Source organism: Catenulispora sp. GP43, assembly GCF_041260665.1.
GTDB lineage: Bacteria > Actinomycetota > Actinomycetes > Streptomycetales > Catenulisporaceae > Catenulispora.
The window spans coordinates 106422-120904 of the sequence record NZ_JBGCCT010000012.1 but is presented as its reverse complement, the minus strand read 5'-3'; the positions used below and the strand labels follow the sequence as shown (position 1 = coordinate 120904).

Annotated in this window: 11 protein-coding genes; 8 read left to right on the top strand and 3 right to left on the bottom strand. The window is 71.0% G+C overall.

All coding sequences use genetic code 11. The annotated features are described in order from the left end of the window. Positions 1-45: 45 nt before the first annotated feature. Complete coding sequence (locus ABH926_RS24580; protein WP_370368092.1) at positions 46-819, bottom strand: hypothetical protein; 774 nt, start codon at positions 817-819, stop codon at positions 46-48. 239 nt (positions 820-1058) lie between these two features. Between ABH926_RS24580 and dusB the strand changes: the two genes are divergently transcribed. Beyond that, positions 1059-2126, top strand: a complete 1068-nt coding sequence (gene dusB / locus ABH926_RS24575) for a tRNA dihydrouridine synthase DusB (protein WP_370368236.1) — start codon at positions 1059-1061, stop codon at positions 2124-2126. 67 nt (positions 2127-2193) lie between these two features. Here the strand turns inward: dusB and ABH926_RS24570 are convergent, their stop codons facing one another. Continuing rightward, on the bottom strand, positions 2194-2745 hold the full coding sequence (locus tag ABH926_RS24570) for a YceI family protein (RefSeq protein WP_370368091.1): 552 nt from the start codon (positions 2743-2745) through the stop codon (positions 2194-2196). A gap of 327 nt (positions 2746-3072) precedes the next feature. Here ABH926_RS24570 and ppdK point away from each other — a divergent pair, with 327 nt between their 5' ends. Then, positions 3073-5769 carry a pyruvate, phosphate dikinase gene (gene ppdK / locus ABH926_RS24565; RefSeq protein WP_370368090.1) on the top strand — a complete coding sequence of 899 codons (2697 nt, stop codon included), beginning with the start codon at positions 3073-3075 and terminating at the stop codon, positions 5767-5769. A 220-nt stretch (positions 5770-5989) separates the two neighbouring features. On the opposite strand, the gene ABH926_RS24560 is transcribed toward ppdK, so the two are convergent. Further along, positions 5990-6457, bottom strand: a complete 468-nt coding sequence (locus ABH926_RS24560) for a DinB family protein (protein WP_370368089.1) — start codon at positions 6455-6457, stop codon at positions 5990-5992. A gap of 93 nt (positions 6458-6550) precedes the next feature. On the opposite strand from ABH926_RS24560, the gene ABH926_RS24555 reads away from it, so the two are divergent. From ABH926_RS24555 to ABH926_RS24530, 6 genes are all read left to right on the top strand, one after another. Further along, positions 6551-7456, top strand: coding sequence for a sigma-70 family RNA polymerase sigma factor (locus ABH926_RS24555; RefSeq protein WP_370368235.1), 906 nt, complete (start codon positions 6551-6553; stop codon positions 7454-7456). A gap of 56 nt (positions 7457-7512) precedes the next feature. Next, the gene (locus ABH926_RS24550) at positions 7513-7836 is read left to right on the top strand and encodes an EthD family reductase (RefSeq protein WP_370368088.1); all 324 of its coding nucleotides are present in this window, start codon (positions 7513-7515) and stop codon (positions 7834-7836) included. Between the two features lie 166 nt (positions 7837-8002). Then, positions 8003-9304 carry a deoxyguanosinetriphosphate triphosphohydrolase gene (locus ABH926_RS24545; RefSeq protein ID WP_370368087.1) on the top strand — a complete coding sequence of 434 codons (1302 nt, stop codon included), beginning with the start codon at positions 8003-8005 and terminating at the stop codon, positions 9302-9304. A 21-nt stretch (positions 9305-9325) separates the two neighbouring features. Beyond that, complete coding sequence (dnaG, locus tag ABH926_RS24540; protein WP_370368086.1) at positions 9326-11440, top strand: DNA primase; 2115 nt, start codon at positions 9326-9328, stop codon at positions 11438-11440. A 126-nt stretch (positions 11441-11566) separates the two neighbouring features. After that, complete coding sequence (locus tag ABH926_RS24535; protein ID WP_370368085.1) at positions 11567-12736, top strand: RNA polymerase sigma factor; 1170 nt, start codon at positions 11567-11569, stop codon at positions 12734-12736. Positions 12737-12837: 101 nt separating this feature from the next. Continuing rightward, the gene (locus ABH926_RS24530; protein WP_370368084.1) at positions 12838-14397 is read left to right on the top strand and encodes an FGGY family carbohydrate kinase; all 1560 of its coding nucleotides are present in this window, start codon (positions 12838-12840) and stop codon (positions 14395-14397) included. The last annotated feature ends 86 nt before the right edge of the window (positions 14398-14483 follow it).

Sequence of the window (14483 nt, the reverse complement as noted above, 5' to 3'; positions counted from 1 at the left end):
GTTAACCGAACCCCCACCCCCGGAAGTCACGTCAGTGCTGTCACGTCAGTGCCCGTGGTGGTGCTTCTCCGAAGGCGGCGGGCACAGTGCCGACGCCTTCGCGATCGACTCCCCGTTGACCTGCCACTGCCCCTTCACCCCGGTCGGCACCATGCTGTACTCGATCCGGTCGCCGAGGGAGTTCTTCGGCTGGAGCGCTTTGCCCGGGGTGTGCGTCTGGACGTTGCCGCGCACCACTCCGGACAGGTCCTCGCAGAAGCCGACGGTCGCCTGCTCCGGTGTGAGGTTCTCCACCACCACGTTCGACAGCACCGAGAAGCCCACCGGCTGCTGCTTGGCGCTGATCCACGCCTGCGCCCAGCCGTGTGCCTGCTGGTAGCCGGTGCCGGTCCAGTAGCGCTTCAGGTCCGCCGTGCCGGCCTCGGCCGGCTGGTAGGCGGCCGCGTACATCGCCTTGTACGCCTGGGTCGCGTTCCACAGCACGATGTGGTGCGTCAGGTCCTGGAAGACCGGGGTGGTCGCGTAGAACACCTGGATGGTGTTCGGCAGCACTATCCCCGGCTTCGGCGCGTTGTGGTGCGAGCTCGACTCGGTGTCCGGGCTCTGCCCGTTGGCCGCCGGCTGCTGCTCCACGGTCGAGGGCGGCGGGACGTCCGCGGCGTGCGGATTCGTGTTGCACGCCGAGATCCCGGCCGCTATGAAGACCCCCAGTGCGCCGGCCAGCATGCCCTGCGCGAGTTTGTCGCGTCCTCGCTCCGGCCCCCGCCCCCGCGGGCCGTTCGCGTCCGCACCGCTACCACCGGTGCGGTTCCCTCTCACCACTTTTCCACTCACTCTCGCCCACCCGCTGTTCTGCTGTTCCAGCGGTGTCCCCCCGCCGGTTTCTTAACTCTTTCCTTATGACGTTCAGACTAACGGGCCGGTTGTCACAAGGCCGACTGGAATATCCGAACGGGTGCTCCGCCGCGCTATGGGATCCTGGAAGCGTGACTTCCCCAGACAAACAGACTCTGACTCTGGGCTCCCTGCCCGTTGCGCCGCCCGTGGTGCTGGCCCCGATGGCCGGCATCACCAACGTGGCGTTCCGCCAGCTGTGCCGCGAGCACGGCGCCGGGATCTACGTCTGCGAGATGGTCATGACCCGCGCCCTGGTGGAGCGGAACGAGAAGACCCTGCGGATGGTGACCTTCGCCGGCGACGAGAAGCCGCGCAGTCTCCAGTTGTACGGAGTGGATCCGGTCACAGTCCGCAAGGCGGTGGAGATGATCGCCGCCGAGGACCTGGCCGACCACGTCGACATGAATTTCGGGTGTCCGGTCCCGCGCGTCACCCGCAAGGGCGGCGGCGCGGCCCTGCCGTACAAGCGCCGGCTGTTCGGTCAGATCGTCGAGTCCGCGGTCCAGGCCGCCGCCCCGGCCGGCATCCCGGTCACCGTCAAGATGCGCATCGGCATCGACGACGAGCACCACACCTTCCTGGAGGCCGGCCGCATCGCCCAGGACGCCGGCGCGGCCTGGGTCGCGCTGCACGGCCGCACCGCCGCCCAGCGCTACAGCGGCGAGGCCGACTGGACCGCCATCAAGGCCTTGAAGGACGAGCTGGACGTCCCGGTCCTGGGCAACGGCGACATCTGGGAGGCCGACGACGCGCTGCGCATGATGAGCCAGACCGGAGCCGACGGCGTGGTGGTCGGCCGCGGCTGCCTGGGCCGCCCCTGGCTGTTCGCCGACCTGGCCGCCGCGTTCGAGGGACGCACTGAGCGCAAGCTCCCAGCCCTCGGCGAGGTGATGGCCACCATGCGCCGGCACGCCGAACTCCTCGCCTCCTGGCTCGGCACCGAGCGCGAGGGCGTCGTGGACTTCCGCAAGCACGTGGCCTGGTACCTCAAGGGCTTCCCGGTCGGCGGCGACGTGCGCCGGGGCCTGGCGATGTCCTCGTCGCTGGCCGAGCTCGACGGCTTCTTCGCGCACCTGGACCCGGACACCCCGTTCCCGACCGACACCCTCGGCAAGCCGCGCGGGCGCACCAACTCCCCGGGCAAGGTCGCGCTGCCGCACGGCTGGCTCGACGACCGGGACGACGACACGGTGCCGGCCGGGGCCGAGATGGAGGACTCCGGCGGCTGAGCCCGGCGCACATAGAAGCGCCGGGACCCTCCAGGCGGTCCCGGCGCTCCGTCGGAGATCAGTCGGCTCAGCTCTTCTTGATCGCCGAGATCTCCAGCTCCAGCTGGATCTTGTCGCTGACCAGCACGCCGCCGGTCTCCAGCGCCGCGTTCCAGGTCATGCCGAAGTCCTTGCGGCTGACGCTGGTCTTGGCCTCGAACCCGATCCGGGTGTTGCCGTAGGGGTCGACGGTGGTGCCCAGGAACTCCACGTCGAACTCGACCGGCTTGGTGACGTCCTTGACGGTCAGGTCGCCCTTCAGGACGAACTGGTCCTCGCCCTTGGCGACGACGCCGGTGGACTTGAAGGTCATGTCCGGGAACTTGTCCTGCTCGAAGAAGTCGCCGGAGAGCAGGTGGCCGTTGCGCTGCTCGTTGCGGGTGTCGACGCTGGCGACCTTCACGGTGGCCGTGGCGCTGCTCTTTTCGGGGTTCGCGCCGTCGACGTGGATCTCGCCCTCGAACTCGTTGAAGCCTCCGCGGACCTTGGTCACCATGGCGTGCCGGGCGATGAACCCGACCGTGCTGTGCGCCACGTCGAAGGTGTAATCGCCGGTCAGGGACGCGTAGTCGGTGCTCATTTGGTGCTTCCTCCTGGTGGGCTCGGTGCGGGACCGCGCCGAGTGATCTTGGTTGAGGCTTCAACTAACCTATCGTCCCGCACAGCACACCCTGCGGCATATTCATTCCCGGCGGTTCCCCGAGAGGTCCGCATGGGTGACGCTCCCCACGCCCTGGGTGAGGCGGCTCACAGGAACGAAACGCTTGAATCGGGGTATAGCCCTGGCGAACACGCCGGGCCGACGCGCTACGCTCCGCAGCGTCAGGGCAATGCGGCGGGACACCCCCTCAGTCCGTCCCGTCGCCGCCGCGGTGTGTGCCACACAGATCAGTCAGGGAGTATCTGCGTGCCGAAGTTCGTGTACGACTTCACCGAAGGCAACAAGGACCTCAAGGACCTGCTCGGCGGCAAGGGCGCCAACCTCGCCGAGATGACCAACCTCGGGCTGCCGGTCCCTCCCGGCTTCACCATCACCACCGACGCCTGCCGCGTCTACCTGGAGCACGGCCAAGAGCCGCCGGAGCTGCGGGAACAGGTGTCGGAGTACCTCGACGCGCTCGAGGCCAGGATGGGCCGGAAGCTGGGGCAGGCCGACGGCCCGCTGCTGGTGTCGGTCCGCTCCGGCGCCAAGTTCTCCATGCCGGGGATGATGGACACGGTCCTGAACATCGGATTGAACGACGAGTCGGTCAACGGCCTGGCCGCCAAGGCCGACAACGGGCGCTTCGCCTGGGACTCCTACCGCCGGCTGATCCAGATGTTCGGCAAGACCGTCCTGGGCGTGGACGGCGAGCACTTCGACGAGGCCCTGGACGCCGTCAAGCACGCCAAGGGCACCCAGAACGACCTGGACCTGGACGCCGACGACCTGCGCGGCGTGGTCGAGGCCTTCAAGGCGATCGTCGAGAAGGAGGCCGGCCGTGCCTTCCCGCAGGACCCGCGCGAGCAGATGGACCTGGCGATCCGCGCCGTGTTCGAGTCCTGGAACGGCGAGCGCGCCAAGCTCTACCGCCGCCAGGAGCGGATCCCCAACGACCTGGGCACCGCGGTGAACATCTGTTCGATGGTCTTCGGCAACCTGGGCATGGACTCCGGCACCGGCGTCGCCTTCACCCGCGACCCGGCCTCCGGCCAGACCGGCGTCTACGGCGACTACCTGCAGAACGCGCAGGGCGAGGACGTCGTCGCCGGCATCCGCAACACCATGCAGCTCGAAGAGCTCGGCTCGCTGGACCCCGAGTCCTACCGCGAGCTCACCCAGATCATGGCCACGCTCGAAGAGCACTACCGCGACCTGTGCGACATCGAGTTCACCATCGAGTCCGGCAAGCTGTGGATGCTCCAGACCCGCGTCGGCAAGCGCACCGCCGCCGCCGCGTTCCGCATCGCCGTGCAGCTGGTCGACGAGGGCCGGATCTCGCCCGACGAGGCCGTGGACCGGGTGACCGGCGCGCAGCTGGCGCAGCTGATGTTCCCGCGCTTCGACGACAACGTGAAGGCGGAGCAGATCGCCCGGGGCATGAACGCCTCGCCCGGCGCGGCGGTGGGCAAGGCCGTCTTCGACTCCTACACCGCCGTGAAGTGGTCGCGCTCGGGGGAGAAGGTCATCCTGATCCGTCGCGAGACCAACCCCGACGACCTGAACGGCATGATCGCCGCGCAGGGCATCCTCACCTCGCGCGGCGGCAAGACCTCCCACGCCGCCGTCGTCGCCCGCGGCATGGGCAAGACCTGCGTGTGCGGCGCGGAGTCGCTGGACGTGGACACCAAGCGCCGCCGGATGACCGCGCCGAACGGCGAGGTCGTGGAGGAGGGCGACGTCATCTCCGTCGACGGCACCTCCGGCCGGGTCTACCTCGGCGATGTCCCGGTCGTGGCCTCCCCGGTCGTGGAGTACTTCGAGGGCCGGCTCGGCGCCGACTCCCCGAAGGCCGACGACCTGGTCAAGGCCGTGCACCGGATCATGACCTGGTCCGACGAGCGCCGCCGGCTGTACGTCCGGGCCAACGCCGACACCCCCGAGGACGCCGCGCGCGCCCGGCGCTTCGGCGCGCAGGGCATCGGCCTGTGCCGCACCGAGCACATGTTCCTGGGCGAGCGGCGCGCGCTGATCGAGCGCCTGATCCTGGCCGAGGACGACGACGAGCGCGAGGCCGCGCTGGCCGAGCTGCTGCCGATGCAGCGCGACGACTTCGTCGCCATCTTCACCGCCATGGGCGGCCTGCCGGTGACCGTGCGCCTGCTGGACCCGCCGCTGCACGAGTTCCTGCCGGACATCACCGAGCTGTCGGTGCGGGTGGCGGTGGCCGAGGCCAAGGGCGAGGAGAACGAGAACGACCTGCGCCTGCTGCAGGCCGTGCACAAGATGCACGAGGCCAACCCGATGCTGGGCCTGCGCGGCGTGCGCCTGGGCCTGGTCATCCCGGGCCTGTTCATGATGCAGGTGCGCGCCATCGCCGAGGCCGCGGCGCAGGTCGCCAAGGCCGGCGGCGTGGCCCGGGTGGAGATCATGGTCCCGCTGGTCGGCGCGGTCCAGGAGCTGGAGATCATCCGCGACGAGGCCCAGCAGGTCCTGGCCGAGGTCAAGGAGCGCACCGGCGCCGACGTCCGCTCGCTGATCGGCACCATGATCGAGCTGCCGCGCGCGGCCCTGACCGCGGGCCAGATCGCCGAGGCCGCGCAGTTCTTCTCCTTCGGCACCAACGACCTGACGCAGACCACGTGGGGCTTCTCCCGCGACGACGTCGAGGGCGCGTTCTTCTCGGCGTACCTGGACCGCGGCATCTTCGGCGTGTCGCCGTTCGAGACGCTGGACCGCGAGGGCGTCGGCAAGCTGGTACGCATCGCGGCCGAGGAGGGGCGCAAGACCCGGCCGGAGCTGAAGCTCGGGGTCTGCGGCGAGCACGGCGGCGACCCGGACTCGGTGCACTTCTTCCACGAGGTGGGGCTGGACTACGTGTCCTGCTCCCCGTTCCGGGTGCCGGTGGCCCGGCTGGAGGCGGCGCGCGCGGCGATCGAGTCCGCCGGGAGCGATTCGCGCTGAGGTGAGTGAGCGCTGACAGGCCGGGTGTCCTTATAGGGCGCCCGGCCTGTTCGCACCCTGGCGGCGGGCCACCCGGCAGTCGTCCCCGGCGTCGCCACCGCCCCCGGCCTGACCTCGAACATCCCGCGCCCATCGATCGCTGACGCCTGGACCCGCACATCCGGGGGCAGCCGGCAGTCCGCAGTCGGCACCGTGTTCATCTTGCCGCCGCCGACCCCGGCTACCGCCCCACCGACCCGTCGATCTGCTCCCGCATGATGTCCAGGTGCCCGGCGTGCCGCGCCAGCTCCTCGACCGTGTGGACCAGGATCCAGCGCAGCGTCCGGTCCTCGCGCGCTGACACCGCGTCGAGGTCGTCGAGCGTCGCCCAGATTGCGTCGGCCCGTGCCGCCGTCGTGCGGTACGCCGCGACGCATCCGGCGACCGTGTCCGTCTCGGTCACGTCCATCCCCAGCTCCGGGAATGGGTCGCGGCCCAGGAACGCCCACTCCAGCCACACCAATTCCGCGCCGGTCAGGTGCTTCAGCATGCCGAGCGGGCTGGTGCCCGAGGGGACGGCGGGCTTGCGGGCGATGTCGTCGGGCAGTCCCTCGACCTTGCGGATGATCGCCTCGCGCAGGTAGCGCATGAAGGCCAGGAGGGTTTCCTTCTCTCCGGCGACGACGGCCGGCGGTCCCTGATCGCTCATGCGGCAACGCTAGCGGTCCGCGGTGTTGACGGTGCTGGTGGTGCTGGTGGTGTTGTCGGAGGGATCGCCTAGCCTGGTGCCGTGGACGAGCGCGTGGACCTCGAAGCGCACCGCGCCGAGCTGACGGCCTACTGCTATCGCATGCTCGGCTCGTTCCAGGACGCCGAGGACCAGGTGCAGGAGACGTTGCTCCGCGCCTGGAAGGCCCGCGAACGCTACGATCCGGCCCGGGCCTCGCTGCGCACCTGGCTCTACCGCATCGCCACCAACGTCTGCCTGACCGCGCTCGAATCGCGCGGGCGCCGTCCGCTGCCCTCCGGGCTCGGCGCCCCGAGCCGGGACACCGAGGCGCCGCTGCGCCCGGCGCTGGACATCCCCTGGCTCGAGCCCTTCCCCGATGCCCGCTTCGACGCCGATGCTCGCGCCGACCTGCGGTTGGCCTGGGTTGCGGCGGTGCAGGAGCTGCCCGCGCGGCAGCGGGCCGCGCTGGTGCTGCGCGACGTGCTCGACTTCTCCGCCGCCGAGGTCGCCGACCAGCTCGGGACCACGGTCGCGGCGGTGAACAGCGCCCTGCAGCGGGCCCGCGCGGCCGTCGCCGGGCTCGGGGACGCCGCCGACGTGCGCGAGGCGCCCGATCCCGGCCGGCACGCGACCATCGAGCGCTACATCCACGCCTTCGAGGCCGCCGACGTGCCGGCGCTGGTGCGGCTGCTCGCCGACGACGTCGTCATGGAGATGCCGCCGGTCCCGCTCTGGTACCGCGGTCGCGAGGACTACGGCCTGTTCATGGAGCGCGTCTTCCGGCTGAACGGCACCGGCTGGCGCGCCATCCCGACCTCGGCCAACGGCCAGCCCGCGCTGGCCGCCTACGCCCCGAGCCCCGGCGGCGGCCACCACCGGCACACGCTCCAGGTCTTCACCGTCGTCGGCGGCCTGGTCACGGCCAACGTGGTGTTCGCCGATCCGGCCTTGTTCGACAGCTTCGGCCTGCCGCGATGAGTCCGGCCGGTGCCGCCGGTATGTACCGGTGAGACACCGACCGAGAGGAAACCACCGTGACCACCACCCCCGCCCGCTTCCTCGTCTTCTGGGAGCGGCCGACCGACCCCGAGGCCTTCGAGCGCCACTACCGCGAGGTACACATCCCGCTGGCCCGGCGGATCCCGCTGCTGCGCTCCTACGCGATCAGCGACAACCCGGTCCCGGTCCGGGGCGAGCCGTACTTCCGGATCGCCGAGCTGCGCTGGGACTCGATGGACGACCTGCGCGCCGGGATCGACTCGCCGGAAGGCAAGGCGTGCGCCGACGACGTCGAGATCCTGGCGCAGTACGCCGGGGTCCGCAGCATGGTCCTCGCCCCCTTCGAGGAACTGCTCTAGAAACAACATATTCATCATGGAGCCGCAGTAGAGATTCGTGCTGTAAAAGAAGGAGCAGGGCGGCCGTCCCGGGAGCCCGACCCGGGGCGGCCGCTCGTCCGAGCCATGTGAAGCTCCGCCGCCGAGTCTTCGGTTTCTGTTGGCCCGCGCGGGTTACCGTGGGGCGGTGACTGATCTGAGGACGCCCGCCGATGCGTACAGCGACGCCGACCGGGAGCGTCATCTGCCGGACCACCCCAGCAACGTGCGGCGTACCGCGTTCGAACGGGACCGGGCCCGGGTGCTGCACAGCGCGGCGCTGCGCCGGCTGGCGGCCAAGACCCAGGTGGTCGCGCCGGGGTCGAGCGACTCGGCGTTCGGTGCCTATCTGGACAGCCCGCGCACCCGGCTCACGCACAGCCTGGAATGTGCGCAGATCGGCCGGGAACTGGGCAAGGAGCTCGGCGCCGACCCCGATCTGATGGAGACCGCCTGCCTGTCCCACGACCTGGGGCACCCGCCGTTCGGCCACACCGGCGAGGAGGCGCTGGCCCTGGCCGCGGCCGAGTGCGGCGGCTTCGAGGGCAACGCGCAGTCCTTCCGGATCCTGGTCCGGCTGGAGGCCAAGGCGCTGGGTCCGGACGGCGAGCCCGGCGGGCTGAACCTGACCCGGGCCGCGCTGGACGCCGCGACGAAGTACCCGTGGACCCGGGCCGAGGGCCAGGCGCGCGGGACCGGCAAGTTCGGCGTCTACGCCGACGACGAGCCGGTCTTCGACTGGATGCGCACCGGCGCGGTGCCCGGCCGGGGTTGCTTCGAGTCGCAGGTGATGGACTGGTCCGACGACGTGGCCTACTCCGTCCACGACCTCGAAGACGCCCTGCACGCCGGCTACCTGGTCCCCAAGGCTCTGCTCTCGCTGAGCGAGCAGGCCGAGCTGTTCGAGCTCGCCGAGATCCGCTATGCCCCGGGCGCCAACGCCCCCGAGCTGTCCGAGGCCCTGTCCCGGCTGATGGACCTGGACTACTGGCCCGGCGACTACGACGGCACGTTCGCCGCGCAGGCCGCGCTGAAGAACGCCACCAGCAGCCTGATCGGCCGGTTCTGCCAGTCCGCGGCCGCCGCCACCCGCGAGGCCGCCGCCGGCGACGCCGACAGAGCCGCGGTCACCGGACCGCTCACCCGGTACGCCGCCGACCTGGTCGTACCGCGCGAGACCCGGCTGGAGTGCGCGCTGCTGAAGGCGATCACCGCGCGCTACGTGATGCAGCGCGACGACGCGCGCGAGCGCCGCCGCCTGCAACGGGAGCTGGTGACGAGCCTGGTGGAGGGCCTGTCCGCGCTGCCGGACCACCTGGAGCCGGCCTTCCGCGCCTGGTACGCCGACGCCACCGACGACTGCACCCGGCTGCGGGTGGTGGTGGACCAGGTCGCGTCCCTCACCGACGACGCCGCGTATGCCCTGAGCAGGCGACTCGGTACCGTCTGACCGCACAGCTAAACTCTGGTTGTGGCCGGCCAGATCAAAGACGACGACATCGAACGAGTACGCAAGGCGGCCTCGATCGTCGATGTCGTCGGCGCCGTGGTCCAACTGCGCAACGGCGGCGGGGGGAACCTGAAGGGCCTGTGCCCGTTCCACGACGAGAAGTCGCCGTCCTTCCAGGTCAGCCCGTCGAAGAACTTCTACCACTGCTTCGGCTGCGGGGTCGGCGGCGACGTCCTGAAGTTCGTCATGGAGTACGACCACCTCTCGTTCCCCGAGGCGGTCGAGCGGCTGGCCGGGCAGTACAACATCGAGCTGCGCTACACCGAGGGCGGCTACACGAACCAGGGTGTGCGCAGCGAGCGCACCCGCCTGATCGAGGCGCACCGGGCCGCCGCGGAGTACTTCGTCGACCAGCTGGCCACGCCGGCCGCCGCCAAGGCCCGGGAGATCCTGAGCGCGCGTGGCTTCGACGCGTCCGCGATCGAGCATTTCCGCGTCGGCTTCGCGCCGGAGTCCTGGGAGTCGCTGGTCCGGCACCTGCGCGGACGCGGATTCACCGACAAGGAGATCCTGACCGGCGGTCTGGCCTCCGAGGGCCGGCGCGGTGCGATGGACCGCTTCCGCAACCGCTTGATGTGGCCGATCGCCGACCTGTCCGGCGACGTGATCGGGTTCGGCGGCCGGCGGCTCACCGACGACCCGGACACCCCGAAGTACCTCAACAGCCCCGAGACGCCGATCTACAAGAAGTCCTCGGTGCTCTACGGCCTGGAGCTCGCGCGCAAGGAGATCATCAAGCAGGAGCGCGCGGTCGTGGTCGAGGGCTACACCGACGTGATGGCCTGCCACCTGGCCGGCGTGCCGACCGCGGTGGCCACCTGCGGCACCGCGTTCGGCGAGGAGCACATCAAGATCCTGCGACGGCTGCTGGCCGACCGGAACCAGTTCCTCGGTGTGGAGGTGGTCTTCACCTTCGACGGCGACTCGGCCGGGCAGAAGGCGGCCATGCGCGCCTATCTGGACGAGGACAAGTTCGTCACGCAGACCTTCGTCGCCGTCGAGCCCAGCGGGATGGACCCGTGTGATCTGCGGCTGGCCAAGGGCGATGCGGCCGTGCGCGAGCTGGTCGCCACCCGGACCCGGCTGTTCGAGTTCGTGATCCGCGCCGAGCTGGCCAAGCAGAACCTGGACGAGTCCGAGGGCCGGGTGCACGCTTTGCGGGCCACCGCCCCGATCGTGGCGAAGATCCGCGACTCGGCGCTGCGCAACGACTACACCCGCCGGCTGGCCGGCTGGCTCGGGCTGGAGGAGCGGGACGTGCAGTCGGCGGTGCGCCGGCTGCTCGCGGCCGCCGGCGTCCGGCCGGAGGTCCCGCTCTCCGGCGGCCAGGGGCCCTCAGGCGGCCGTGGCGGCGACCGGAACGACCGCCGGGGGAATCAGGGCTCGAACAGCGGGCGCGGCGGCTACGGGGGCCGAGAGGGCGGTTTCGGAGGCGGTCGCGGGCCGGGCCGGAGCGGCGGCCGCGATGATCGGGGCGGCTACGGCGGCTACGGCGGCCGCGGCGATCGCGATCGCGGCGGATACGGCGGCGGTTACGACGGCAATCGCGGCGGCGGCTACGGCCCGCCGGAGCCGGACGGCCTGTTCGGCGCCGAGGCCGCGACCGTGCCCGGACAACGCGACCCCGTGGCCGGCGCCGAGCGTGAGGCGCTGAAGATGGCGCTGCAGTTCCCGCAACTGGCGGGCGCGACCTTCGACGGCCTGGCGCCGGAGGAGTTCACCGTTCCCGCCTATGCCGCGGTGTGCGCGGCGGTGCGCGGGGCCGGCGGCTGTGCGACCGGCAATGACAACAACTGGACCGGCCGGGTGCAGGATCAGGCCCCTGACGACGCCATCCGCGGACTGGTCACCGAACTCACCGTGGAACCCGTACATTCCCGCGGCGCGGCCGACGAGCGTTACGTCGCCGAAATCATGACAAGGGTGCGAATCCACACTGTCGACCGGCGTATCAAGGACGTGAGATCCAAGCTGCAACGGCTGAATCCGGTTACAGGTCAAGAGGAATACAACAAACTCTTCGGTGAACTCGTGGCGCTGGAGCAATACAAGCGTGGCCTGGCGGAAGTCTCATAACGGTCACGGTTCCGTGACTGCCAGGTGATATCGATCTTGGTTGAGTTTCCGTTATCTGGGATAGCTCAGGGGCGCGCGGGGTAAGCGTGTGGCGAAGACGTCGCGAACCCCCACTTGGAGCTTGTCGTGAACAGTGCTGTCGCACAGGGACCGGTAGCCCTCCTCGACGCCGCGCCGACCCCCCACCCCACTGCTTCGTCCGCGGCCGAGGCCCGGACCGCTGTCGGTCTGGGCGATCCGGAGGAGCTCAGTCCCTTGCGGATCCCCGGCCCCGCCGCGCCGGAAATCGCAGAGCTCGAAGCGGCTCTGGAGGAGGAGGCCGACACCGAGCCGGAGAAGGAAGCCGAGGCGGATTCGAAGGTCAACGCCTGGGCCGACTCCGCCGGACCGGCCGGCGACCTGTTCCGGCAGTATCTGCGGGAGATCGGTCGGGTACCGCTGCTGAACGCGGTGCTGGAGGTGGAACTCGCCCAGGCTGTCGAGGCCGGCTTGTTCGCCGAGGAGAAGCTCACCTATGAGACCCACCTCAAGCCGCAGCTGCGGCGGGAGCTGGCCATCCTGGTCCTGGAGGGCCAGGCCGCCAAGCGCCGGCTGATCGAGGCGAACCTGCGCCTGGTGGTCTCGATCGCCAAGCGCTACCTCGGTCGCGGCATGTCGATCCTGGACCTGGTCCAGGAGGGCAACCTCGGTCTGATCCGCGCGGTGGAGAAGTTCGACTACACCCGCGGCTACAAGTTCTCCACCTACGCGACCTGGTGGATCCGGCAGGCGATGAGCCGGGCGCTGGCCGACCAGGCCCGCACCATCCGGGTGCCGGTGCACGTGGTCGAGCTGATGAACCGCGTGGTGCGGTTGCAGCGCCGGCTGTTGCAGGAGAACGGCGTCGAGCCCTCTCCGGACGACATCGCCGAGGTCCTGGGCGTCGCCTGCGAGCGGGTCGTGGAGGTGCTGCGCCTGGCCCAGGAGCCGGTGTCGCTGCACGCGCCGGTCGGCGAGGAGGACGACGTGGCGCTCGGCGACCTCATCGAGGACGCCGACGCGGTCTCCCCGGCCGATTCCGTCGCCGTGGTGATGCTGCGCGAGCACCTGGACGCGCTGCTGTCCACGCTCGGCGAGCGGGAGAAGCGCGTGGTGCAGCTGCGCTACGGGCTCACCGACGGCCAGCCGCACACCCTGGAGGAGATCGGCCGCACCTTCGGCGTCACGCGCGAGCGGATCCGGCAGATCGAGGCCAAGACCCTGGCCAAGCTGCGCGGTCACACCTACGCCGATCAGCTGCTTGACTACCTGCGATGACGGTGGGTCACCACCAGGACACTGAATCGCGCGACGGGCGCCGGAACTCCTTTGGGCGGGCCTGTTTCCGGCGCGCGGCGCATAGGGCATGATCTGGCGTCATGCCGATCGTCGCGGGTATCGATTCCTCGCCCAGCACTACACGAGTTGTCGTCTGCGATGCCCTCAGCGGGAAGGTGATCCGCAAGGCGGCGGTGGCCCACGCCGCGGCCGGGGACGACGACCCGCACGAGTGGTGGAACGCGCTCGTCAAGGCCTGTGACGGCGACATCCTGGACGGGGTCCAGGCGGTCGCCGTCTCCGGGCAGCGCCAGGCGCTGGTGACGCTGGACAACGCCGGGGGCGTGGTGCGCCCGGCGCTGATGTCCACCGACTTCCGCGCCGCGAACTCCGCCGATGATCTGGTCGGCGAGGGCGGCGGCCCGGGGGCCTGGGCCTCGGCGGTCGGCTCGGTGCCGACCGCGGCCTTCCCGATAGCCAAGCTGCGCTGGCTGGCCCAGCGGGAACCGGAGAACGCCGCGCGGGTGGCCGCCGTGCTCCAGCCGCACGACTGGCTCACCTGGCTGCTGCTCGCCGGCGCCGCGGCGCCGGTCACCGACCGCGGCGAGGCCTCCGGCACCGGCTACTGGTCGCCGTTCTCCAACGACTACCGCACGGCCCTGCTGGTGCACGCCTTCGGCCGCGAGGTCGCGGTGCCGCGGGTGCTGGGCCCGGTCGAGCCGGCCGGGTCCACCAACGCCGGCGTCCTGGTCGCCCCCGGCACGGGTTCGGCGATGGCGCAGGTGCTCGGCCTGTCCGCCGAGCCCGGCGACGTGGTGATCAGCATCGGCGCCACCGGCACGCTGTTCGCCGGCGGACTGGAGCGCCCGGTGGCCGATCCCGGCGGGACCGTCTCCGGGTTCGCCGACGCCACCGGCGGCTTCCTGGCCATGGCCCGCACCGGCGAGGCGATGCCGACGCTGGAGGCGGCGGCCAAGATGACCGGCGTGGACCTGCAGGGCCTGTCCCGGCTCGCGCTGGAGTCCACGCCCGGGGCGCAGGGCGTGGTCATGGTGCCGCCGATGGCCGGCCAGCCCGGCTCGCTGACCGGGCTGCGGCTGGCCCGGATGACCGCGCCGAACCTGGCGCGGGCCGCGGTCGAGGGCATGCTGTGCGCGATCGCCGAGGGCCTGGAGGCGCTGGCGGCGCAGATGGCCGCGGTGGGCACGCCGCTGCGGCGGGTGATCCTCACCGGCAAGGGCGCGCGGCTGGACGCGGTGCGGCTGATAGCCCCGGCGATCTTCGGCGTCCCGGTCGCGGTCGCGGTGTCCGCCTCGTTCGAGGACGGGGCCGGCGGCGGCCTGACCTCCACCGGCGTGTTCGCCGCCCTGGACGCCACCGGCGTGCCCCGCCCCGGCTCCGGCCGGCCCACCGGCGCGGTGATGCTCGGCGGCAGCGAGATCATGGCGATCGGCGCGGCCCGGCAGGCGGCGTGGGTGCTGGCCGCCTCCACGGCCCCCGGCGGCGAGGTGCCCAAGGCGCCGCCGACGTGGAACGAGGCCGTCATGTTCAAGGACTCGCCGAACGTCAAGGCCGGCATCGGCGCCGGCGTGCGCGCGCAGTACGCCGGCGCGCGGGAGGCAATGCTGGCGTCCATGGACAGCCTGGCGGTAGTGCCGTAGGAAGTACCGTCCCGGCGCGCATGCCGCCGCAGTAACCTGCGCTCTCCGTGTGATCACGTTGCAGGGGCAGACATGTGTAGGTGGGC